Here is a 22,881-nt window from a genome sequence, read left to right on the forward strand (position 1 = left end):
ATGGGCCGGGACGAACCCTAGACGGGCCGCACCGCCGGCCCGCGGCGAGATGGGTCGCGGACGGCGGGCCCGGCGGCCACCGCGCGCAGGAACGCCAGGGCGACGTCCGCCAGCGACGGGGCGACGACCCGGCCCTCGGCGGCGGGGTTCGGGGCCACGGAGGGCACCGCGATCACCCGGCAGCCGGCCGCCTCGGCGGAGGCGACACCGGTCGCGGTGTCCTCGACGGCGACGCAGCGCTCCGGGTCGGCGCCCAGGCGGGCGGCGGCGATCAGATACGGGTCGGGGTGCGGCTTGGTACGGGTCAGCTCGTCGCCGGCGACGGTGAGCGTGAAGTGCTCCGGGCCGAGCGAGAGGAGCATGCGGTCGATGACGGTCCGGTGGGAGGCGGAGACCAGGGCCGTGGGCAGCCCGTGGGCGGCCAGCTCGGTGAGCAGCCGCCGGGCGCCCGGCATCAGCGGCACGCCGCTCTCCAGGCGCCGCAGGAACGCGGCGTTCAGCAGGTCGCGCACCTGGTCCAGGCCGATGTCGGCGCCGGTCACCTCGATCAGGTATCCGGCGCTGCGGGTCATCGGGCCGCCGACCACGACCTCGCGGTGCTCGTCCGCCAGCTCGTGGCCGAGGGCGCGGAACACCTCCACCTCGGCGTCCCACCAGAAGCCCTCGGTGTCGACCAGGGTGCCGTCCATGTCGAGGAGCACGGCCTGCGGGTCGGGGCCGAGGGGCATCGTGGTGTCGATGGCGGGCAGGGAACTCGTCATCCGCACGCACCTCCGTAAGGAGCAAGCAGGCCGGCCGCCTCCGTTCGGGAGGCGACCGGCCTGTACCGGACCGATCAGTCTACGTCGGCTGGGGGAAAGTCGCCTCCGTCATGACAGCGGTCCGATCTAGCGCGCGTTGAAATAGTTGGCTTCGGGATGGTGAAGGATGATCGCGTCCGTGGACTGCTCGGGGTGGAGCTGGAACTCCTCGGAGAGCGTCACCCCGATGCGCTCGGGCTCCAGCAGCGCGGCGATCTTGGCGCGGTCCTCCAGGTCGGGGCAGGCGGGGTAGCCCAGCGAGTAGCGGCAGCCCTGGTACTCGGTGCGGAACATCCCGGTCAGCTCGGCCGGGTCCTGGCCGGCGATGCCCAGCTCGTCCCTGACGCGGGCGTGCCAGTACTCGGCGAGCGCCTCGGCGAGCTGGACGGACAGGCCGTGCAGCTCCATGTAGTCGCGGTAGGCGTTGGCCTCGAACAGCTCGGCGGTGGCCTCGCTGACGCGGGGGCCGACGGTGACCGTCTGGAGGGCCACCACGTCGGTCTCGCCGCTCTCCGCCGGGCGGAAGAAGTCGGCCAGGCACAGGTACCGGCCGCGCCGCTGGCGGGGGAAGGTGAAGCGGGTCCGTTCCTTGCCGTCGTCGTCGAGGATGACCAGGTCGTCGCCCTCGGCGTGACAGGGGAAGTACCCGTAGACGACGGCGGCCTGGAGCAGGTTCTCGGTGTGCAGCCGGTCCAGCCAGCCGCGCAGCCGGGGGCGCCCCTCGGTCTCGACCAGCTCGGCGTAGTCGGGCCCCTCGCCGGTCCTGGCGGCCTTCAGGCCCCACTGCCCCTTGAACAGGGCGTCCTCGTCGAGCCAGTCCGCGTAGTCCTTCAGGGGGATGCCCTTGACGACGCGGGTCCCGGTGAACGGCGCCGCCGGCAGCGGCACGTCGGTGGCCGTGGCGGAACGGGCCGGGACGTCGGTCTCCTCGCCCTCGGGGAGCCGCGGGGTGCGGGAGGTGACGCGGCGCTGCTTCAGCTCCGGGAGCGTGGCGCCGGGGACGCCGCGCTTGACCGCGATCAGGGCGTCCATCAGCCGCAGGCCCTCGAAGGCGTCGCGGGCGTAGCGGACCTCGCCCTGGTAGACCTCGTGGAGGTCCTGCTCGACGTAGGCGCGGGTGAGGGCGGCGCCGCCGAGGATGACGGGGTAGTCGGCCGCCATGCCGCGCCGGTTCAGCTCCTCCAGGTTCTCCTTCATGATCACCGTGGACTTCACCAGCAGCCCGGACATGCCGATCACGTCGGCGCGGTGCTCGGCCGCCGCGTCGAGGATGGCGGAGACCGGCTGCTTGATGCCGAGGTTGACCACGTTGTAGCCGTTGTTGGTCAGGATGATGTCGACCAGGTTCTTGCCGATGTCGTGGACGTCGCCGCGCACGGTGGCCAGGACGATGGTGCCCTTGCCGTCGTCGTCGGTCTTCTCCATGTGCGGTTCGAGGTGGGCGACGGCCGCCTTCATGACCTCGGCCGACTGGAGGACGAACGGGAGCTGCATCTGTCCCGAGCCGAACAGCTCGCCGACGACCTTCATCCCGGCGAGCAGGGTCTCGTTGACGATCTCCAGGGCGGGCCGCTCGGCCAGCGCCTCGTCGAGGTCGGCCTCCAGGCCGTTGCGCTCGCCGTCGATGATGCGCCGCTGGAGGCGCTCCTCGAGGGGCAGCGCCAGCAGCTCCTCGGCCTTGCCGGCCCGCATGGACTTCGCGTCCACGCCCTCGAACAGCTCCAGGAACCGTTGCAGCGGGTCGTAGCCCTCGCGGCGCCGGTCGTAGATCAGGTCGCGGGCGACCTCGACGTGCGCGGGGTCGATACGGGCGATGGGCAGGATCTTCGCGGCGTGCACGATGGCCGAGTCCAGACCGGCCTGGACGCACTCGTCGAGGAAGACGGAGTTGAGGACCAGACGGGCGGCCGGGTTGAGGCCGAAGGAGATGTTGGACAGGCCGAGCGTGGTCTGCACGTCGGGGTGGCGGCGCTTCAGCTCGCGGATCGCCTCGATGGTGCTGAGGCCGTCCTTGCGGGACTCCTCCTGACCCGTGCAGATGGTGAAGGTCAGGCAGTCGATGATGATGTCGGAGACGTGCACGCCCCAGTTGCCGGTGAGGTCGGCGATCAGCCGCTCGGCGATGGCGACCTTGTGCTCGGGGGTGCGGGCCTGGCCCTGCTCGTCGATGGTGAGGGCCATCAGGGCGGCGCCGTGCTCGGTGGCGAGGCGGGTCACGCGGGTGAAGCGGGAGTCGGGGCCGTCGCCGTCCTCGTAGTTCACCGAGTTGATGACGGCCCGGCCGCCGAGCTTCTCCAGACCGGCCTCCAGCACGGCGGGCTCGGTGGAGTCCAGCACGATGGGCAGCGTGGAGGCGGTGGCGAGACGGCCCGCCAGCTCGGCCATGTCCGCGACACCGTCCCGGCCCACGTAGTCCACGCACAGGTCGAGCATGTGGGCGCCCTCGCGGATCTGTTCGCGGGCCAGCTCCACGCAGTCGTCCCAGCGGCCTTCGAGCATCGCCTCGCGGAACTTCTTGGACCCGTTGGCGTTGGTGCGCTCGCCGATGGCCAGGTACGAGGTGTCCTGCCGGAAGGGCACGGTCTGGTAGAGCGACGAGGCGCCGGGCTCGGGCCGCGGGTCGCGGGGGGCGGGGCTCACGTCCCGCACCCGCTCCACGACCTGCCGCAGGTGCTCGGGGGTGGTGCCGCAGCAGCCGCCGATCAGGGAGAGGCCGAACTCGCCGATGAACGATTCGTGCGCGTCGGCCAGTTCGGCGGCGGAGAGCGGGTAGTGGGCGCCGTCCTTGCCGAGGACGGGCAGTCCGGCGTTGGGCATGCAGGACAACGGCACGCGGGCGTGCCGGGCCAGGTACCGCAGGTGCTCGCTCATCTCGGCGGGGCCGGTGGCGCAGTTCAGCCCGATCATGTCGATGCCGAGGGGTTCCAGCGCGGTGAGTGCGGCGCCGATCTCGGAGCCCAGGAGCATGGTGCCGGTGGTCTCGACGGTGACCTGGACGATCAGCGGCAGGTCGGCGCCGGCGGCGGTCAGGGCGCGCCGGGCGCCGAGCACCGCGGCCTTGGTCTGGAGCAGGTCCTGGCTGGTCTCCACCAGCAGCGCGTCGGCGCCGCCGGCGATCAGGCCCTCGGCGTTCTGCTGGTAGGCGTCGCGCAGGGGCGCGTAGGTGACGTGGCCGAGGGAGGGCAGCTTCGTGCCGGGCCCCATGGAGCCCAGGACCCAGCGCTGGCGTCCGTCGGCGGCGGTGTACCCGTCGGCGGCCTCGCGGGCGATCGCGGCGCCCGCCCGGGACAGCTCGAACACGCGGTGGGGGATGTCGTACTCCCCCAGGGCGGCGAGGTTGGCACCGAAGGTGTTGGTCTCCACGCAGTCGACGCCGGCGTCGAAGTAGGCGCGGTGCACGGTGGCGACGATGTCGGGGCGGGTGACGTTGAGCACCTCGTTGCAGCCTTCGAGCTGCTCGAAGTCCTCCAGCGTCGGGTCCTGCGCCTGCAGCATGGTGCCCATCCCGCCGTCGGCGACCACGACGCGGGAGGCGAAGGCCGCGCGGAGGGCGGCGGCCCGCTGGGACTGGGGGACGGACGGTGAACTGGAAGAGACCATGGAAGTGCTCCCGGGAGGTGCGACGGCTGTCGGCTATGCGCGTTCCCGCGGAAAGCGCACCAGGTCAGACTAACTGCCGGGAGCCCGCGCCGAGGAGTCCTTCCGGAGCGTGGGCCGCCGTAGACTCGTGCCCGCTACAAGGGGTATCGACATAACCCGCTACCGTTCGACATTGTCGAACGCCGCAGAGGCATGACGCCGGAGACCAGGAGGCTGCCCCATGGCCCGCACCATCCAGTCACTCGAGCGAGCCGCGGCGGTGCTGCGGCTGCTGGCCGGGGGCGAGCGACGGCTGGGGCTGTCCGACATCGCCTCGGCCATCGGACTGGCCAAGGCGACCACCCACGGCCTGCTGCGCACCCTCCAGCAGGAGGGATTCGTCGAGCAGGACGTCCACTCGGGCAAGTACCAGCTCGGGGCCGAGCTGCTGCGGCTGGGCAACAGCTACCTCGACGTGCACGAGCTGCGGGCCCGCGCCCTGGTCTGGACGGACGACCTGGCCAGGTCGAGCGGGGAGAGCGCCTATCTGGGGGTGCTGCACCAGCGGGGCGTGCTCATCGTCCACCACGTCTTCCGGCCGGACGACAGCCGGCAGGTGCTGGAGGTCGGCGCGATGCAGCCGCTGCACAGCACCGCGCTGGGCAAGGTGCTGGCCGCCTACGACCCGGTGGCGCACAACGAGGTCATGGAGGACGCGTTCCCGGCGATCACGGAGCGGACCGTGACGGACCCGGCCGAGTTCGAGAAGGGGCTCGAAGAGGTCAGATCCCGGGGCTGGGCGAGCGACCTCGGCGAGACCTGGGACGGGGTGGCGTCGATCGCCGCGCCGATCCTGGACCGCCGCAAGATGCCGGTCGGCGCGGTGGGCATCACCGGGGCGGTGGAGCGCATGCAGCAGGGCGGCACGCTCCACGCGCGCCTCGTGGCGGCGGTGCGCGACTGCGCCCGCTCCGTCTCGCGCGATCTGGGCGCCGGGCGCTTCTAGGACAAAGCAGGCATCATGGGTCATCTGTGACCTGCCCCTTGACGGGGGCTGTTCCGAGGAGAAAACTGCCGGTCAACGGTCGACAATGCCGAACAACGGACGAGAGTCGGCCCGGCAGATCCCTGGGCGAAGGACAAAGGAGTCACCGGTTGTCCAGTTCTGACATCTTCTTCGGCGAGGTCCTCGGCACCACCGTGCTGATCCTGCTCGGCGGCGGCGTGGTCGCCGGGGTGGTCCTCAAGAGATCCAAGGCGTTCGGCGCCGGCTGGGTGGCGATCACCCTCGGGTGGGGCATCGCCGTGCTCTCCGGTGTGTACGTCTCCACGCAGCTCTCGGGCGCGCATCTCAACCCCGCCGTCACCCTCGGCATCGCCATCGACAGTGGCGAGTGGGGCGATGTCCCGACCTATGTCGCCGGCCAGATGGCCGGCGCCATGCTGGGAGCCGTGCTGGTGTGGCTGGCCTACTACGGACACTTCCAGGCCCATCTGACCGACCGCGAGATCGTCGGCGGATCGGAGACCCCGGGACCGGCGGCCGTCGAGGAGACGCGCACGGCCGAGGAGCGCCCGCCGTCCCGGCGTGGCGAGCCGGGACCGGTGCTCGGGATCTTCTCGACCGCCCCGGAGATCCGGAACACCGTGCAGAACCTGGCGACCGAGATCATCGGCACCGCCGTCCTGGTCCTGCTGGTCCTGGGCATCGGCCTGAACGAAGGACTCACCGTCTCCGGCACCGGCGGCCTGATGGTCGCCCTGGTCGTGGTCGGCATCGGCCTGTCCCTCGGCGGTCCGACCGGGTACGCCATCAACCCGGCCCGTGACCTCGGGCCGCGCATCGTGCACGCGCTCCTGCCCCTGCCCAACAAGGGCGGCTCCGACTGGAGCTACGCCTGGATCCCGGTCGTCGGCCCGCTCATCGGCGGCGCCCTCGCGGCCGGCGTCCACACCTTGCTTTTCTGACCCACGAGCCGCCCGGACACCGATCAGGAGCCGCGACCCATGACCGACAGACACGACGCCGACCTCTCCTCCGCCCCGCGCCAGTACGTCGCCGCCATCGACCAGGGCACCACGTCCAGCCGCTGCATCGTCTTCGACCACGACGGGCGCATCGTCTCGGTGGACCAGAAGGAACACGAGCAGATCTTTCCCAAGCCCGGCTGGGTCGAACACAATGCCGCGGAGATCTGGACGAACGTCCAGGAGGTGGTCGCCGGCGCCCTGGAGAAGGCGCAGATCACCAAGGAGCAGGTCCAGGCGATCGGCATCACCAACCAGCGCGAGACCACTCTGCTGTGGGACCGGACGACCGGCGAGCCGGTGCACAACGCCATCGTCTGGCAGGACACCCGCACCGACGCCCTCTGCCGCGAACTGGGCCGCAACGTCGGCCAGGACCGCTTCCGCCGCGAGACCGGCCTGCCGCTGTCGTCCTACTTCGCCGGCCCGAAGATCCGCTGGCTCCTGGACAACGTCGAGGGCCTGCGGGAGCGCGCCGAACGCGGCGACATCCTCTTCGGCACCATGGACTCCTGGGTCATCTGGAACCTCACCGGCGGCCCCGACGGCGGCGTGCACGTCACCGACGTCACCAACGCCTCCCGGACGCTGCTGATGAGCCTGCGCTCCATGGAGTGGGACGAGCGCATCTGCGCCTCGATCGGCGTCCCGACCGCCGTCCTGCCCGAGATCCGTTCCTCCGCCGAGGTCTACGGCACCGCCAAGGGCGGCGCGCTGGACGGCGTCCCGGTCGCCTCCGCCCTCGGTGACCAGCAGGCCGCGCTCTTCGGCCAGACCTGCTTCGAGGTCGGCGAGGCCAAGTCCACCTACGGCACGGGCACGTTCCTGCTGATGAACACCGGAAACGAGGCGATCAACTCCTACGCCGGCCTCATCACCACCGTCGGCTACCGCATCGGCGACCAGGCGCCGGTCTACGCGCTGGAGGGCTCCATCGCCGTCACCGGCGCCCTCGTCCAGTGGATGCGCGACCAGATGGGCCTGATCAACAGCGCGGCCGAGATCGAGACCCTCGCCCTGACGGTCGAGGACAACGGCGGCGCGTACTTCGTGCCCGCCTTCTCCGGCCTGTTCGCGCCGTACTGGCGCTCCGACGCCCGCGGCGTCATCGCCGGCCTGACCCGTTACGTCACCAAGGCGCACATCGCCCGTGCCGTGCTGGAGGCCACCGCCTGGCAGACCCGCGAGATCGTGGACGCCATGAAGAAGGACTCCGGCGTCGAGCTGACCGCGCTGAAGGTCGACGGCGGCATGACGTCCAACAACCTGCTGATGCAGAACATCTCGGACTTCCTCGACGCGCCCGTCGTCCGCCCGATGGTCTCGGAGACCACCTGCCTCGGCGCCGCCTACGCCGCCGGCCTCGCGGTGGGCTTCTGGTCCGGCACCGACGAGCTGCGCGCCAACTGGCGCCGGGCCGCCGAGTGGAACCCGCAGATGGACCCGGCCGCACGCGACCGCGAGTACCAGTTCTGGCTGAAGGCCGTCCAGCGCACCATGGGCTGGCTGGACGAGACCGACTGACAGGACGCAGACCCACAGCACCGACCGACGTGGAGAGATGACCGACATGAACACGCTGCACCCGACCGCCGCTCCCGGCATGACCAGCCAGGCGGACCGGCGCGCCGAGACCAAGGAGCGGCTCGCCGCTGCCACCTACGATCTGCTGGTCATCGGCGGCGGCATCCTGGGCACCTCGGTCGCCTGGCACGCCGCGCAGTCGGGGCTGCGGGTGGCAATGGTGGACGCCGGCGACTTCGCCGGCGCCACCTCGTCCGCCTCCTCCAAGCTCGTCCACGGCGGCCTGCGCTACCTCCAGACCGGCGCGGTCAAGCTGGTCGCCGAGAACCACCACGAGCGGCGGGTCCTGGCCAGGGACGTCGCCCCGCACCTGGTCAACCCGCTCACCTTCTACCTGCCCGTCTACAAGGGCGGCCCGCACGGCGCCGTCAAGCTCGGCGCCGGCGTCTTCGCCTACTCCGCGCTGTCCGCCTTCGGCGACGGCGTCGGCCGCGTCATATCCCCGGCCAAGGCCGCCGCCGCCAACCCGGCGCTGCGCACCGAGAACCTCAAGGCCGTCGCCGTCTACGGTGACCACCAGATGAACGACGCCCGCGTCGCCGTGATGACCGTCCGGGCCGCCGTCCAGTCCGGGGCCGTCGTCCTCAACCACGCCGAGGTCACCGGCCTGCGCTTCACCGGCGGCCGGGTCACCGGCGCCGACCTCAAGGACCGCCTCGACGGCAGCGAGTTCGGCGTCGACGCCCGCCTGGTGCTCAACGCCACCGGCCCCTGGGTGGACCACCTGCGCCGCATGGAGAACCCGGACGCCGCGCCCAGCATCCGCCTCTCCAAGGGCGCCCATCTGGTGCTGCGCCGCACCCAGCCCTGGGGCGCCGCGATGGCCACCCCGGTCGACAAGTACCGCATCACCTTCGCCCTCCCCTGGGAGGACATGCTGCTGCTGGGCACCACCGACGAGCAGTACGAGGGTGACCCGGCGGACGTGCGCGCCACCGAGGCCGACATCCAGCAGATCCTCGACGAGGCCGCGTTCTCCGTCCGCGACGAGGCGCTGGACCGGTCGCTGATGACGTACGCCTTCGCCGGGCTGCGGGTGCTGCCCGGCGGGCCGGGGGGTGTGGAGTCCGCCAAGCGCGAGACGGTCGTCTCCGAGGGCCGCGGCGGCATGCTGTCGGTGGCCGGCGGCAAGTGGACCACCTACCGGCACATCGGCCGCACCGTGCTGGACAAGCTGGCCAAGCTGCCGAACGTCTCCCTCGGCCGCGACATGGAGCCCGTCTCCGACCTCGTCCGCCACGTGCCGCTGCCCGGTGTCGCCAACCCCAACGCCGTCGCCCACCGGCTGCTGGTGGACCGCGAGCCGGGCGTCCCCATCGACGCGACGACGGCCCGTCCCCTCGCCACCCACTACGGCTCGCTGGCCCTCGACATCGCCGACCTCGTCCACCAGGACCCGTCCCTGGGCGAACGCGTCCACCCCGACGGCCCCGAGATCTGGGCGCAGGTCGTCTACGCCCGCGACCACGAGTGGGCCGAGACCGCCGACGACGTGCTGCGCCGCCGCACGACGCTGACGATCCGCGGCCTGGACACCGACGAGGTCCGCACCCGTGTCGAGGAGGTCCTGCACCGGAAGTCCTGACCCGGTCCCGTCGCCGCGCGCACGGTGATCGGGGTGGACCGGCGGTGAGCGGCCGGTCACCCCTGATCACCGTGCGCAGGCGTATGAGGGCTGCGGGCTGGGCACGGTGACGCCGTAGGCTGGGGCCGCACGGAACACTTATGGCAGCCGGGCCGTGAGCACCCCGCTCCGCCCCGGCCGGGAGGAGGCGCTGGGTGATCGAGCTCGAAGGAGTTCCCGAGCTGGTCGACCCGGTCATGGTGGCCGCGTTCGAGGGCTGGAACGATGCGGGTGACGCCGCCTCCGCCGCGGTCGCCCATCTGGAGCGGGAGTGGAAGGGCGAGGTGTTCGCCGCCCTGGACGCCGAGGACTACTACGACTTCCAGGTCAACCGGCCGCACATCTGGCTGGACGGCGGCGTGCGCCGCGTCACCTGGCCGACGACCCGGCTGTCGGTGGTCCGCATCGGCTCGGAGAACGGGCCGGTCAAGCGGCGGGACCTGGTGCTGGTGCGCGGCATCGAGCCCAGCATGCGCTGGCGTTCGTTCTGCAACGAGATCCTGGGCTTCGCCCACGAGTTGGGCGTGGAGATGGTGGTGGTGCTCGGCGCGCTGCTGGGCGACACCCCGCACACCCGGCCGGTGCCCGTCACCAGCGTGACGTCGGACGAGGACCTGGCCCGCACCCTGGACCTGGAGGAGTCGCGGTACGAGGGCCCCACCGGCATCGTCGGCATCCTCCAGGAGGCGTGCACCCACGCCGGGGTCCCGGCCGTCACGCTGTGGGCGGCCGTCCCGCACTACGTGGCCCAGCCTCCCAACCCGAAGGCGTCGCTCGCCCTGTTGCACGCCCTGGAGGACCTGCTCGACGTCAACGTCCCGCTGGGCGACCTCCCGGAGGACGCCCGTGCCTGGCAGATCGGCGTGGACCAACTGGCCGCCGAGGACAGCGAGGTGGCGGAGTACGTGAAGTCGCTGGAGGAGGCCAGGGACACCGCCGAGCTGCCGGAGGCGTCCGGCGAGGCCATCGCCAAGGAGTTCGAGCGCTACCTGCGCCGCCGCGACGGCCAGGCGCCCGCCGCCGACCCCGGCTCGTATCTGCGCGACCCGGGCAGCGGCCGGCCCAGGCCCCGCCGCCGCCCGCCGGAGGGCGGCGAGGGCCAGGGCCCGCAGGAGCCGGGACCGCCCCCGGGCGGGCCCGACTCCGACGACTGACACTCCCCGGCCGGCGCGGACGCGCCGGCCGGAGCCGTCAGGGCTCCGTCAGGGTCAGAGCGCGACGCCCAGCAGCGCGTCCACCGCGCGGGACACCACCCCGGTGGCTCCCGTGTCGTCACCGCCCGCGCCGTGCTGCGCGTCGGCCCAGCGGTCCACGGCGGCCAGCGCGGCCGGGGCGTCGAGGTCGTCGGCCAGGGCCGCGCGGATCTCCTCGACCACCGCTCCGGCCGGCGGCCCGTCGGGCCGGGAGACCGCGGCCCGCCAGTGCGCCAGCCGCCGCTCCGCGCCCGCCAGGTCCGCGTCCGTCCACTCCCAGTCCGAGCGGTAGTGGTGGGCCAGCAGCGCCAGCCGGATCGCCGCCGGGTCGGTGCCCGCGGCGCGCAGCCGTGAGACGAAGACCAGGTTCCCCTTGGACTTCGACATCTTCTCGCCCTCGTACGCCACCATCCCGGCATGCACGTAGGACGCCGCGTACGGGTGCTCACCGGTCAGGACCTGGGCGTGCGCGGCGCCCATCTCGTGGTGCGGGAAGGCGAGATCGGAGCCGCCGCCCTGCATGTCGAAGCCCATGCCGAGCTTGTCGAGGGCGATGGCGACGCACTCGATGTGCCAGCCGGGCCGCCCCGGGCCGAGCGAGGCGCCGTCCCACGAGGGCTCACCGGGGCGGGCCGCCCGCCACAGCAGCGGGTCGACCGGGTTCTTCTTGCCGGGCCGCTCCGGGTCGCCGCCGCGCTCGGCCGACAGCGTCCGCATCGCGGCGGCGTCCAGCCGCGACACCTCCCCGAAGTGCCGGGCGGAGTCGACCGAGAAGTACACGTCGCCGTCCACGTCGTAGGCGGCGCCCATGGTCCGCAGCCGCTCGATGAGGGGAACGATGTCCGGTATCGCCTCCACGGCCCCGATGTAGTGGCGCGGCGGCAGGAGCCGCAGGGCCGTCATGTCCTCGCGGAACAGGGCCGTCTCGCGCTCGGCCAGCGCCGTCCACTCCACGCCCGTCGCGGCGGCGCGCTCCAGCAGCGGATCGTCCACGTCGGTGACGTTCTGCACGTAGTGCACCTCGCGCCCGGCGTCGAGCCAGACCCGCTGCGCGAGGTCGAACGCGACATACGTCGCCGCGTGCCCCATGTGGGTCGCGTCGTAGGGGGTGATCCCGCACACGTAGAGCCGCGCGACGGGACCGGGGCCGAGCGTCACCCGGCCGTCCGTCGAGGTGTCGTGAACCGTGAGATCACGGCCCTGACCGGGCAGGACGGGGACCTTGGGAGCGGGCCAGGCATACATGCTCCCGAGCCTATCCGCCCCTTCCGCACCGGGACGACGGCACCCCGGCACGGCCCGCCGCCGCTACACCAGGGGCCAGGGGATGGCGGGCCACTCGCCGCCGGGGCGCGGGTGGTGGCCGTCGGCCAGCAGGGCCGCCGTCCGGTCGCGCAGCGCCTCGCACTCGGCCGGGGTGAGCAGCTCGCCCAGCCGGGCCATCAGCGGTCCCGGCGCGGCGAGTTGGTCCAGCAGCCCGGCGAGCGCGGTCCGTACGCCGGCGGGCAGCGGCTCGCCGGCCCAACCCCACAGCAGGGTGCGGAGCTTGTTCTCGGTGTGGAACGTGACGCCGTGGTCGATCCCGAAGAGTCTGCCGTCGGGGAGCGGCAGCAGATGGCCGCCCTTGCGGTCGCCGTTGTTGATGACCGCGTCCAGGGCCGCGACGCGGCGCAGCCGTTCGTCGTCGGCGTGCACCAGCAGGGCGGTCCGGCCGCCCCCGACGTCCGCGAAGCCCACGGCCTTCCAGCCCGGCTCGGGCGCGTCGGCCTCGACGAGGGCCAGCAGCCCGCCGGGGCCCTGCTCCCCGCCGTCCCCGCGGTCCGGGCCGTCCGGGTCGTCCGCCTCCGGCTCGTCCGGCGCCGGGCCCACCCAGAGCTGGCACATGCCCTCGCCGAGCGGCCCGTCGCGCAGCACCGTGGGCGGCACGATGTCCCAGCCCAGCGCCCGGGACACCTCGTAGGCCGCGACCTCGCGGGCGGCGAGCGTGCCGTCGGGGAAGTCCCACAACGGGCGCTCCCCCGCGACCGGTTTGTAGACGCACGGCAGGCGCCGGCCGTCGAGGTCGGCGGTGGCGAACAGGACGGCGTTGGACGCCTCCGCGATGCGACCGCGCACGGTCAGTTCGCCGCGGGCCAGCACCGCTTCCGCCGTCACACCCGGCTTCGGCGGTATCCGTTCTGGCGCGGACATACGTGTCCTTCCGGGTCGAGCGGCAGGCTGCACAGCGGGCAGGGCGGCCGTCCGGCGTTGACGACTTCCAGGGCGCGCTTGGCGAACGCGCGGGCCATGGTGCCGCTGAGCCGGACGCGCAGCATGGGCGGGCCGTTCTCGTCGTCCCGCAGCAGCCGCTCCTCGGCCTCCGCGAAGTCCTCCTCGGACTCCGCCTCCAGCTCGACCAGCGCCTGGGCCTCCACGATCATGCGCTCGTTCTCGCTGTCCCAGGCCAGCGCCATGGTGCCGACGCGGAACTCCTCCTCGACGGGCGTCTGGAGGGGTTCGGTGTCGGAGAGTTCGGCGGGCGCGACGGCCGGCACGGTCGTATTGCCGCCGGAGCGCCGCACCACCTCGTCCAGCAGCTCGTCGATCCGCTCGGCGAGCGCCTCGACCTGGGCCTTCTCCAGGGCGACACTGGTGGTGCGGCCCGCCGCCGTTGCCTGGAGGAAGAAGGTACGGCGGCCAGGGAGCCCGACCGTGCCCGCGACAAAGCGTTCGGGAGGGTCGTAGAGGAACACCTGACGGGACACGTACTGCTCCGTGGGGTCGACTGCTTGCTGCTTCGGGACACTGGCACCCTACTGCGCTTCGCGATCTACGTGCCTAGGCACCGCCGCCCACCGGCGCCTCGGTGGCCTCGGCGGCGTCACGGTCGGCCTCGGCCGTGTGCGGGACGAACTCGGCCAGGTCACCGGTGTCGCCGAAACGCAGCAGCAACGGCGGCTCGCCGTACCGGATCGCCGTCACCGAGGCCGGGTGCGGCAGGATCCGCTGGAACAGGTCGAGATGGAGCCCGAGGGCGTCGGCGACGACGGCCTTGATGTTGTCGCCGTGGGTGCACATCAGCCAGACGGCGTCGGCGCCGTGCTCCCGGCCGACCCTGGCGTCCCACTCCCGGGCCGCCGCCACCACCCGGGCGCTCATGGCCCGCAGCGCCTCGCCGCCGGGGAAGACGACGGCGGACGGCTGGCGCCGGACGGTCGTCATCAGCGGCTCCTCGGCCAGCTCCTTGAGCGAGCGGTTCGTCCACTCGCCGTAGTCGCACTCGACGATCCGCTCCTCCTCGTGCACCGGCAGCTCGGGCCGGGCCTCCCGCAGCGGCGCCAGGGTCTCGGCGCACCGCTGGAGCGGACTGTGCACGGCGACGGCCAGCGGCACGCCGGCCAGCCGCCCCGGCAGCGCGGCGGCCTGCGCGGCGCCGTGGTCGTCGAGACCGACGCCGGGCGTGCGACCGGCGAGCAGCCCCGAGGAGTTGGCGGTGGTGCGGCCGTGGCGGAGGAGCAGCAGGGTGGGCATGGCGTCAGCCTAGGCGAGGCCCGCGGGGTCCGGCCGGTCAGGCCAGACCGGCGCGTTCCAGGGCCTCGGCCCCGGCCCGCAGCGAGGCGAGCCGCTCGTCGAGGGTGAAGCCGGCGGGGGCGAGGGAGAGGGTCGTGACACCGGCCTCGGCGTAGGCCACCATCCGGTCCGCGACGCGTTCCACGGGCCCGATGAGGGTCGTGGAGTCGATGAGCCGGTGCGGAACGGCCGCGGCGGCGCCCTGCTTGTCGCCGGCCAGGTACCGGTCCTGGATCTCGGCTGCCTCCTTCTCGTACCCCATGCGCCGGGCGAGCCGGTTGTAGAAGTTCTGCTCGCGGCTGCCCATGCCGCCGACGTACAGCGCGGTGTACGGGCGGAAGTGGTCGGCGAGCGCCTCGATGTCGTCGCCGAGCGCCATCGGCACGGTCGGCACGACGTCGAAGCCGTCGAGGGTCTGCCCGGCCTTCTCCCGCCCGGCGCGCAGGGCGCCGAGCGTGGTCTCCTCGGCGTGCTCGGGGGCGAAGAAGATCAGCAGGGCGCCGTCCGCGATCTCGCCCGTCAGGGCCAGGTTCTTCGGCCCGATGGCGGCGATGTAGAGCGGGATCCGCTCGCGCACCGGGTGGACCGTGAGCTTGATGGGCTTGCCGGGGCCGCCGGGCAGCGGCAGCGTCCAGTGCTCGCCCTGGTGGGTCAGGCGCTCGCGGGCCATGGCCTTGCGGACGATCTCCACGTACTCCCGGGTGCGGGCCAGCGGGCGGTCGAACTTCACCCCGTACCAGCCCTCGGAGACCTGCGGTCCCGAGACGCCGAGGCCGAGGCGAAACCGCCCGCCGGAGAGGGAGTCGAGGGTCGCGGCGGTCATCGCCGTCATGGCGGGGGGGGGGGCCGGGATCTGGAAGATGCCCGAGCCGACGTCGATGCGCCGGGTCTGGGCGGCGACCCACGACAGCACGGTCGCGCCGTCCGAGCCGTACGCCTCGGCGGCCCAGCAGACGGCGTAGCCGAGCCGGTCCGCCTCCTGGGCGACCGCGAGGTTGTCCGCGTCCATCCCGGCACCCCAGTAGCCGAGGTTGATCCCGAGGCGCATCGTCGCTCTCCTTAACAGCCGATCCGGCCGCTCAAGCCGCTCTACCGGGCGGTAACACACCGGTCCCCCGGACTGTACTGCCTCGCCGCAAGTACGCTCAACGGCCATGGATCACCGGCACCTGGGCCGCACCGGCCTGCGCGTCTCCCGGCTCGGCCTCGGCACCCTCACCTGGGCCCGGGACACCGGCGAGGAGGACGCCTCGGCACTGCTCAAGACGTTCTGGGAGGCGGGCGGCACCCTGGTGGACACGGCGGACGTCTACGCGGACGGCGGCGCCGAGTATCTGCTGGGCCGGCTCATCGGCGGGCTGGTGCCGCGCGGGGACCTCGTCATCGCGACCAAGGCGGGCAGCGTGCCGGACGCGGACCGGCGTTTCGACACCTCGCGCGGCCATCTGCTGGCCGCGCTCGACGCCTCGCTGGAACGGCTCGGCGTGGATCACGTGGACCTGTGGCAGGTGCACGCCTTCGACGCGGCGACGCCGCTGGAGGAGACGCTCCAGGCGCTGGACATCGCGGTCGCCAGCGGCCGGGCCCGGTACGCCGGGGTGTCCAACTTCTGCGGCTGGCAGCTCGCCAAGGCCGCGACCTGGCAACTGGCCGCGCCGGGCACCCGGTTCCCGCTGGCCAGCACCCAGATGGAGTACTCGCTGCTCCAGCGCGGTGTGGAACGGGAGGTGCTTCCGGCCGCACGCGATCTGGGCCTGGGGCTGCTGCCGTCCTCCCCGCTGGGACGCGGCGTGCTCACCGGCAAGTACCGCCAGGGCGCCCGGCCGGCGGGCTCGCGCGGGGCGTCCGGGCTGCTCGGGGCGTTCGTCGCGCCGTACCTGGACGAGGCGGCGAGCCGGATCGTGGACGCGGTGACGATAGCGGCGGACGGGCTGGCGGTCACCCCGCTCCAGGTGGCCCTGGCGTGGGTGCGCGACCGGCCGGGGGTGACGGCGCCGATCGTCGGCGCGCGGACGGCGCGCCAGCTCGCCGAGGCGCTGTCAGTGGAGGCCCTTAACCTTCCGGAGGAGATCCGCCGAGCGCTGGACGACGTCTCGGCGCCCCTGCACCGTTACCCCGACCAGGACTGGAGCGAGCTGTGACCGACGGGAACGACGTGCCGCCCCCGGACGCGGCGGCCCTGCTGAGGGCCGCGGTGCGGGCCGTGGAGAGCGGTGAGCGGCCGGCCGCCTCGTTCTTCACCAGGCCCGCGCCCCCGCCGCCGCGCCCGGCCGCCGCGCGGCCCGCGGCCGGTGGTCCCGAGCGGGCCGCGCGGCCGGTCGCCGTGCCGGACGGGCTGCCCGCGCTGCTGGCCGGCGGCGGGGCGCCGGAGGCGCTCGCGCCCCGGGTCGCGGCGGCCCTCGGCGAGGGCGCGGCGGGCGAGCTGACCGCCGATCCGTGGCGGCTGCTCGCGGTGGACGGGGTGCGCCCCGAGCAGGCGGACGGCTTCGCGCGGGCGCTCCTGGGCGACGGGTGCGCCCCCGGGGACGAGCGCAGGTCCCGCGCGCTGACGGTGTGGCTGCTGGAGCGGGCCGCCCTGGCCGGGCACACGGCCCTGGCGCCGGCGGCGGTGGCCGAGGGTCTGTCCCGGCACGGCGTTCCCGATCCGGACGGGGCGGTGCGGGACGCGATCGAGGCGGGCGGGGTGCGCGTCTTCCACGACCGGGACCCGGAGGCGGCGACCGCCACCCCGGAGCACGCCGGTGACGACGGCGCCGACGACGGGGACGGCGGCGCGGCCGTCCGCGTGCTGCTGGGCCTGGACCGGTGCGCGCTGGCCGAGGAGAGCGTGGCGGACGGGCTGGCCCGGCTGCGCGGCACGTTCGGCGCGACGGACGGGGACGCCGCCGACTGGGCGCCCGCCGCCGCGGCGGCGCCGTCCCCGTCCGCCGCGGAGCTGATCCGCGCCGTGGCGGGCAGTCCCCTGGTGACGCACACCGGCGGCGAGGCCGCGCGGGCGGAGCCGGCCGCGCTGGTCGCGGCGGCCCGGTCGCTCGGCCTGCGGGCCGTCGTCGCGGCGCACGGGCCGGCCGCCCGGCGCCGGCTTGCGGCGCTGCTGCCGGAGGCGGAGGCCGGGGCCGCCGTCACGGTCACCGGCCTGCTGACCGGCCGGGAGGGGCCGGGGCGGGACGACGAAGGGCTGTGGGAGCTGGACCTGCTCGCCGTCACGGACGCCGACCGGCTCGGCACCGAGGCCGCCGCCGCGCTGGTGGAGTCGCTGCCGGACGGCGCGCGGCTGGTGCTCAGCGGCGACCCGATGCTGCTCGGCCCGGCCGGGGCGGGGCAGGTCTTCGCGGATGTCCTGGCCGCCGGGACCGCGCCCCGCGTGGTGTCGCGGACGCCCGACCCCGGCCCGGTGGGCGAGCTGGTGTCGTGCGTCGGCGCCGGGGAGTTGCAGCAGGTGGCGGCGCCGGGCAAGGAGGTCGTGATCGTGCCCGTGCGGGACGCGGGCGAGGCCGTGCACCGGGCGGTCCAACTCGTCGCGGACTCGATCCCGCGCGCCTTCGGCCGGTCCGCCGGCGAGGTGCAGGTGATCACGCCGGGGCACGGCGGCGCGGCCGGGACCCGCGCGCTCAACGCGGCGCTGAAGGCGCGGCTCAACCCGGGCCCCGGCCGGTTCGCCGGGTTCGACCCGGGCGACCGGGTGGCGCACTCCCCCGCGCCGGGACAGACCCGGCTGGCGACGGTGGCCGACGCCGACGCGGACGGGCTGTGGCTGGAGGACGCGGACGGCCGGTTCGCCGTGCCCAGGGATCTGGTGGCGGAGACCGTGCGGCACGGGTGGGCGGTCACCGCCCACCAGGCGGCGGGCAGCCGCTGGCCGGCGGCCGTGGTGGTGCTGCCGGGCGACGCGGTCCGCGATCTCGACCGGGCCTGGATCTACACGGCGTTCGGCCGCGGCGCGGAGCACCTGTCGGTGGTGCAGGGCGTCGGGCCCGAGCTCGCCCGGGCGGTGGCGGCGCCGCCTGCCCACGGGCGCACCACCCGCCTGCGCGCGCTGCTGCGCGAGCAGGCGGCGGTCGCCGCGGCCGGTTAGTCGACGGCGTCGAGGTCGTCCTCTTCTTCTTCCTCTTCCTCGAAGTCCTCCTCGAACGCCTCGCTGATGTCGAAGCGGCAGATGACCCGCTCGGGGTCGACGGAGTCGAAGGGGGCGGCCAGCCACTCCCCCGGCTCGGCGGGCTCGTCGGCGGCGAGCACCCAGAGGGTGGCGTCGCCCTCCTCCAGGCCGAACTCCTTGTGGCGGGAGGCGATCTCGTCGGCGTCGAACTCGCCGAACAGGACGCCGAGCGCGGCGTGCGTGCTGCGCCCGGCCGTCTCGGGGCCGCCCGGCTCCTCCTCGTCGGCCGCCTCCGGATCCAGCTCCGCGATCCGCTGGGCCTGGGCCAGCAGCCGCCTGGGCTCGACCACGTTGTAATCCCTGCGGATGAACACGCTCAGGGCGTCCGGCTCGGTGGGCCCCGTATAGGGCGCGCCACCGTCCGTGTCCGGGACTTCGAAGGGAGTGACCTCGTCGTAGACGTCGTACAGCAACTCGTCGTAAGCCTCGCCCGCGGCGGCCATCTCGTTGAACGCGGCGAAGACCGAGGCGTCCGCCTCGGGCCCCGCGGTGGGCGACGCCGCCCGGCGTTCGATCGCGGCCAGATGCCGGTCGATCGCCTCTTTCAGCGCGTCGGCGGCGGCGCGGACTTCGGCAGCCTGGGGCTGCACAGCATCAGACATGGTGCAGACGGTATCGGCATCCAGGGCTTGCCCGCACAATAGATTCGATGCCGGAATACGAGTTTCGCGATGTGTACGTGCCGCGGGGGGTCTCTCGCGCGGCAGCCACCCGTCTGCTGACGGAGCACGCCGAGTACGGCCACTGGGAGCTGGCCCGGCTCCGGCTGTACCCGGACGGCAGCCGCAGAGTGCGCCTGCGGCGCCGGATCATCCGTCAGCTCCGCCCCACATGGTGACGCGTGGACCCCGCCCGGGGGGCGGAGTCCACGCGTCGTTCGGAACGGCGGGCGCTGGGCCCGTGGCTCAGCGGCGGGCCAGACGGCCGCGCTGGTAGAGGACCACGCCACCGACGAGGAGCCCGGCGCCGATCGGCAGGGCGCCGTTCAGAGCCAGGTCGTCGCCGGTCTCGGCGAGCTGTCCGCCCTGCGGCTCGGTCTCGGCCGGGGCGTCGGCCGGCTCGTCCTCGCGCTCCTCGGAGTCGGACGGCTCCTCGGAAGGAGCGTCCCCTTCGTCGGGCTCGCCGCCGGGGCCGGGCTCGGGAGCCTCGGGCTCCTCCGGGGTCTCGGGACCCTCCGGCTGCTCCGGGTGCTCCGGGTGGCCGCCGTCGACGTTGGCGCACTCGTTGCCGAAGGCCGGGTTCAGCACGCCGACGACGTCGACGGTGTTGCCGCAGGCGTTGATCGGCACACCGACCGGAACCTGCACGTTGTTGCCCGACGCGACGCCGGGCGAACCGACCGCCGCGCCCTGGGCGTCGGCACCGGTGGTCCCGGAGCCCGAGCCCGAACCGGCTTCGGAGCCGGAGCCGGACTCGGACCCGGAGCCGCCCTGGCCCTCTTCCGGACCGGGCTGCTCGCTGCCGCTGTGGCCGCCGCCGTCGGCGTTGACGCATTCGTTGCCGAACGACGGGTTCAGCGCGCCGACCACGTTCACGGTGTTGCCGCAGGCGTTGATCGGCACACCGACCGGAACCTGCACGTTGTTGCCCGACGCGACGCCGGGCGAACCGACCGCCGCGCCGTCCGCGTCCGCGCCCGCCGCCTGCGGGGCGCCGGTCGCGAACGCCAGCAAGCCACCGGCGGCGGCGACGGTGATCAGGCCCTTTTTCGTGACCTGTCGCATGGTTGTTTTCCCTGCCTCGTCATGTATGGGACGCGGGGTGGGGGGATGAGGGCTCCCGCGCCCGCTGTGGAACCGGAAACGGCCCCGGAGTGCGGAGTTCGCACCCCGGGACCGCGGTTCAAGCCCTCGTGGAGTGGGGCCAGGCTCAGGCGTTGACGCAGGTGTTGCCGAAGGCGGGGTTCAGCAGGGCGATGATGTTGATCGTGTTGCCGCACAGGTTGATCGGGATACCGATCGGGACCTGGACGTTGTTGCCGGAGATCACACCCGGGGAACCCACGGCGGCGGCCTTCGCGTCAGCGCCGGAGTCGGCCACGGCGAGGCCCGCGCCCGCCATCATGAGGCTGCCGGTAACGGCCGCGGTGGCGACGACCTTCTTGATCATTGTTCCTCCTCGTTGACAATGCGGCCCCAGCCGGGGACTGCACTGGTTGCAACGAGGTGGCCGAAAGCAGGGCACGAACCGTCGCGATCTTTCACCCACTCTGAGGAATCTCGTACGCCCGATCGATTATTTGAGCGCTTGTGTTCAGCACTGATCGAGAAAGCGATCGAGCACCCGCGCGCCGAACTTGAGCCCGTCAACGGGCACCCGCTCGTCCACGCCGTGGAACATTCCCGCGAAGTCCAGCTCCGGCGGCAGCTTGAGCGGCGCGAAGCCGAAGCAGCGGATGCCCAGGTCGTCGAAGGACTTGGCGTCGGTGCCCCCGGACAGCATGTACGGCACGGCGCGCGCGATCGGGTCCTCGGCCACCAGCGCGGACTGCATCGCCTCGACGAGGGCCCCGTCGAACGTCGTCTCCAGCGCCTTGTCCGTGTGCACGTCCTCGCGCCGCACGCGCGGGCCGAGGACGCGGTCGAGGTCGGCGAGGAACTCCTCCTCGAAGCCGGGCAGGAACCGCCCGTCCACGTGCGCGGTCGCGGTGCCGGGGATGACGTTGACCTTGTACCCCGCGCCGAGCTGGGTGGGGGCTGCGGTGTTCTGGAGGGTCGCGCCGATGATCTTGGCGATGCCGCCGAGCTTGGCGAGCGTCTCCTCCATGTTCTCCGGGTCGAGTTCGGTGCCCAGAGCGTCGGACAGCTCGTCGAGGAACGCCTTGACGGTCTTGGTCACCCGGACCGGGAACCGGTGGCGGCCGAGGCGGGCGACGGCCTCGCACAGCTCGGTGATGGCGTTGTCGTTGTTCGTCATGGACCCGTGGCCCGCGGTGCCCTCCACGGTGAGCCGCATCCAGTGCATGCCCTTCTGCGCGGTCTCGATCAGGTACAGGCGCAGATTCTCGTTGACGGTGAACGAGAAGCCGCCGACCTCGCTGATCGCCTCCGTCACGCCCTCGAACAGCTCGGGGTGACGGTCCACCAGATGGCGCGCGCCGTGGACGCCGCCCGCCTCCTCGTCGGCGAGGAAGGCGACGACGACGTCCCGCGGCGGCTTGCGCCCCGAGCGGAGCCGGTCGCGGACGACGGCCAGGGTCATGGCGTCCATGTCCTTCATGTCGACGGCGCCGCGGCCCCAGACGCAGCCGTCGGCGATCTCGCCGGAGAAGGGGTGGTGGGTCCAGTCGGCGGCGTCGGCCGGGACGACGTCGGTGTGCCCGTGGATGAGCAGCGCGGGCCGCGACGGGTCCTCGCCCTCGATGCGCGCCACGGTGGAGGCGCGCCCCGGGTGCGACTCGAAGATCCGCGGTTCCAGGCCCACCTCGGCGAGCCGCTCCGCGACGTACTCGGCGGCGGCCCGCTCGCCGGGGCCGGAATGGTCGCCGTAGTTGCTGGTGTCGATGCGGATGAGGTCCTGGCACAGCCCGACGACCTCGTCCTCGGCGGACGTCGCGCTCTGGCTGCCCCGGGCACGCTCCGGGCTCGGGCTCGACTGGCTCACGCTGCACTCCTCCTGCGATGGGGTCCGCCCCCCATCCTCCCCCGCCCGGCGGAGATCGCGTAGGCCAGGACTTTGCTATGGTTTCCCGCGTCGCCGCGACACCTCGACCGTCACGGCGTCACATCCTGTCCGGGTGGCGGAATGGCAGACGCGCTAGCTTGAGGTGCTAGTGCCCGTTTAAGGGCGTGGGGGTTCAAGTCCCCCCTCGGACACCGGGGAAAACCCCAGCCTGGCTGGGGTTTTTCCGCGTTCGGGGGTTACGTGGCCGCCGTTCCGTGGGCGAAGCGGGCGGCGGCGGTGCGGCCTCGGCGTTCCACGGGGAGGACGCCGGTGGCCGCGGCGAGGCCGGAGGGCGGCATGTCGAAGTAGATCGACTCGTACGAGCCCCGGGGGGCGATGTAGGTCTCGTGCCACAGGCCGACGTGGCCGCGGGTCCCGCCGGCGCGCTGTGCGCGGTTGAGGCGCGCCCACATCGTGTGGTGGAACGTGCCGGGCGCGGAGGCGTACGCGTAGAGCTTCTCCTTGGACTCCCAGTACTGGACCAGGTAGTAGGTGCGGGGCGAGGCGGTCAGCAGCACGCGGCCCAGGAGGCCGCTGCCGGGGTCCGCGTCCAGTTCGCGCAGCATGCGCGGCATGGCCAGGAACACCGGCAGCCACTGGCGCACGGCCCAGAAGTGGTTGATGCGCATCCCGATCAGGAGCACCACGGCGTCCCCTTCGAGGGCGGCCGTGGTGTGTCCCGGTATCGGCTTGGCGGCCATACGG

At 73.3% G+C, this 22,881-nt stretch carries 20 protein-coding genes and 1 tRNA gene; 9 read left to right on the plus strand and 12 right to left on the minus strand.

The annotated features are described in order from the left end of the window. Nucleotides 1-17: 17 nt before the first annotated feature. Together BN2279_RS11175 and metH are read right to left on the minus strand one after the other, a co-directional pair. Nucleotides 18-761: an HAD family hydrolase gene (locus BN2279_RS11175; protein WP_059008544.1), complete on the minus strand. Its 744-nt coding sequence runs from the start codon at nucleotides 759-761 to the stop codon at nucleotides 18-20. A 126-nt stretch (nucleotides 762-887) separates the two neighbouring features. Next, complete coding sequence (gene metH / locus BN2279_RS11180) at nucleotides 888-4,400, minus strand: methionine synthase (protein ID WP_059008545.1); 3,513 nt, start codon at nucleotides 4,398-4,400, stop codon at nucleotides 888-890. Nucleotides 4,401-4,620: 220 nt separating this feature from the next. On the opposite strand from metH, the gene BN2279_RS11185 reads away from it, so the two are divergent. From BN2279_RS11185 to BN2279_RS11205, 5 genes are all read left to right on the plus strand, one after another. Continuing rightward, complete coding sequence (locus BN2279_RS11185) at nucleotides 4,621-5,385, plus strand: IclR family transcriptional regulator (RefSeq protein WP_059008546.1); 765 nt, start codon at nucleotides 4,621-4,623, stop codon at nucleotides 5,383-5,385. 149 nt (nucleotides 5,386-5,534) lie between these two features. Continuing rightward, nucleotides 5,535-6,347 carry an MIP/aquaporin family protein gene (locus BN2279_RS11190; protein ID WP_059008547.1) on the plus strand — a complete coding sequence of 271 codons (813 nt, stop codon included), beginning with the start codon at nucleotides 5,535-5,537 and terminating at the stop codon, nucleotides 6,345-6,347. A 39-nt stretch (nucleotides 6,348-6,386) separates the two neighbouring features. Then, nucleotides 6,387-7,931, plus strand: a complete 1,545-nt coding sequence (glpK, locus tag BN2279_RS11195) for a glycerol kinase GlpK (RefSeq protein WP_059008548.1) — start codon at nucleotides 6,387-6,389, stop codon at nucleotides 7,929-7,931. A 46-nt stretch (nucleotides 7,932-7,977) separates the two neighbouring features. Further along, nucleotides 7,978-9,576, plus strand: a complete 1,599-nt coding sequence (locus BN2279_RS11200; RefSeq protein WP_059008737.1) for a glycerol-3-phosphate dehydrogenase/oxidase — start codon at nucleotides 7,978-7,980, stop codon at nucleotides 9,574-9,576. A 194-nt stretch (nucleotides 9,577-9,770) separates the two neighbouring features. Beyond that, on the plus strand, nucleotides 9,771-10,769 hold the full coding sequence (locus BN2279_RS11205; RefSeq protein WP_059008549.1) for a PAC2 family protein: 999 nt from the start codon (nucleotides 9,771-9,773) through the stop codon (nucleotides 10,767-10,769). 54 nt (nucleotides 10,770-10,823) lie between these two features. Here the strand turns inward: BN2279_RS11205 and mshC are convergent, their stop codons facing one another. The 5 genes from mshC to BN2279_RS11230 form a co-directional block, all read right to left on the minus strand. Then, complete coding sequence (gene mshC, locus BN2279_RS11210) at nucleotides 10,824-12,053, minus strand: cysteine--1-D-myo-inosityl 2-amino-2-deoxy-alpha-D-glucopyranoside ligase (RefSeq protein WP_059008550.1); 1,230 nt, start codon at nucleotides 12,051-12,053, stop codon at nucleotides 10,824-10,826. Nucleotides 12,054-12,116: 63 nt separating this feature from the next. Then, a complete protein-coding gene (locus tag BN2279_RS11215) occupies nucleotides 12,117-12,998 on the minus strand; it encodes an SCO1664 family protein (RefSeq protein ID WP_059008551.1) in 882 nt (293 codons plus the stop codon). Continuing rightward, nucleotides 12,959-13,552 (minus strand): DUF3090 domain-containing protein, encoded by a 594-nt coding sequence (locus tag BN2279_RS11220; protein WP_059008552.1) that lies wholly within the window; start codon nucleotides 13,550-13,552, stop codon nucleotides 12,959-12,961. The genes BN2279_RS11215 and BN2279_RS11220 overlap by 40 nt, the downstream gene beginning before the upstream one ends. Nucleotides 13,553-13,625: 73 nt before the next feature. After that, the gene (locus BN2279_RS11225) at nucleotides 13,626-14,318 is read right to left on the minus strand and encodes an MSMEG_4193 family putative phosphomutase (RefSeq protein WP_059008553.1); all 693 of its coding nucleotides are present in this window, start codon (nucleotides 14,316-14,318) and stop codon (nucleotides 13,626-13,628) included. Nucleotides 14,319-14,355: 37 nt separating this feature from the next. Next, a complete protein-coding gene (locus tag BN2279_RS11230) occupies nucleotides 14,356-15,405 on the minus strand; it encodes an LLM class F420-dependent oxidoreductase (RefSeq protein WP_059008554.1) in 1,050 nt (349 codons plus the stop codon). Nucleotides 15,406-15,511: 106 nt separating this feature from the next. On the opposite strand from BN2279_RS11230, the gene BN2279_RS11235 reads away from it, so the two are divergent. Together BN2279_RS11235 and BN2279_RS11240 are read left to right on the plus strand one after the other, a co-directional pair. Beyond that, nucleotides 15,512-16,498 (plus strand): aldo/keto reductase, encoded by a 987-nt coding sequence (locus BN2279_RS11235; RefSeq protein WP_059008555.1) that lies wholly within the window; start codon nucleotides 15,512-15,514, stop codon nucleotides 16,496-16,498. Then, a complete protein-coding gene (locus BN2279_RS11240; RefSeq protein WP_059008556.1) occupies nucleotides 16,495-18,432 on the plus strand; it encodes a helix-hairpin-helix domain-containing protein in 1,938 nt (645 codons plus the stop codon). Before BN2279_RS11235 ends, BN2279_RS11240 begins: the two co-directional genes overlap by 4 nt. Here the strand turns inward: BN2279_RS11240 and BN2279_RS11245 are convergent. Beyond that, entirely contained in the window at nucleotides 18,429-19,115 is a 687-nt protein-coding gene (locus BN2279_RS11245; protein ID WP_059008557.1) for a hypothetical protein, read from the minus strand. The genes BN2279_RS11240 and BN2279_RS11245 overlap by 4 nt on opposite strands. Nucleotides 19,116-19,162: 47 nt before the next feature. Here BN2279_RS11245 and BN2279_RS11250 point away from each other — a divergent pair, with 47 nt between their 5' ends. Next, entirely contained in the window at nucleotides 19,163-19,351 is a 189-nt protein-coding gene (locus BN2279_RS11250; RefSeq protein ID WP_059008558.1) for a DUF5703 family protein, read from the plus strand. A 67-nt stretch (nucleotides 19,352-19,418) separates the two neighbouring features. Here BN2279_RS11250 and BN2279_RS31180 read toward each other — a convergent pair whose 3' ends face one another. The 3 genes from BN2279_RS31180 to BN2279_RS11265 form a co-directional block, all read right to left on the minus strand. Then, nucleotides 19,419-20,237: a chaplin gene (locus tag BN2279_RS31180; RefSeq protein ID WP_059008559.1), complete on the minus strand. Its 819-nt coding sequence runs from the start codon at nucleotides 20,235-20,237 to the stop codon at nucleotides 19,419-19,421. Nucleotides 20,238-20,382: 145 nt separating this feature from the next. Beyond that, nucleotides 20,383-20,622 carry a chaplin gene (locus BN2279_RS11260; protein WP_059008560.1) on the minus strand — a complete coding sequence of 80 codons (240 nt, stop codon included), beginning with the start codon at nucleotides 20,620-20,622 and terminating at the stop codon, nucleotides 20,383-20,385. A 144-nt stretch (nucleotides 20,623-20,766) separates the two neighbouring features. After that, the gene (locus BN2279_RS11265; protein WP_059008561.1) at nucleotides 20,767-22,116 is read right to left on the minus strand and encodes a M20/M25/M40 family metallo-hydrolase; all 1,350 of its coding nucleotides are present in this window, start codon (nucleotides 22,114-22,116) and stop codon (nucleotides 20,767-20,769) included. A 127-nt stretch (nucleotides 22,117-22,243) separates the two neighbouring features. Here BN2279_RS11265 and BN2279_RS11270 point away from each other — a divergent pair. Further along, nucleotides 22,244-22,328 (plus strand) — tRNA-Leu (locus tag BN2279_RS11270). Nucleotides 22,329-22,373: 45 nt separating this feature from the next. Here BN2279_RS11270 and BN2279_RS11275 read toward each other — a convergent pair. Then, on the minus strand, nucleotides 22,374-22,877 hold the full coding sequence (locus BN2279_RS11275) for a DUF4188 domain-containing protein (protein ID WP_059008562.1): 504 nt from the start codon (nucleotides 22,875-22,877) through the stop codon (nucleotides 22,374-22,376). Nucleotides 22,878-22,881: the final 4 nt, after the last annotated feature.

The sequence above is a fragment of the Streptomyces specialis genome, from assembly GCF_001493375.1.
Taxonomy (GTDB): domain Bacteria; phylum Actinomycetota; class Actinomycetes; order Streptomycetales; family Streptomycetaceae; genus Streptomyces; species Streptomyces specialis.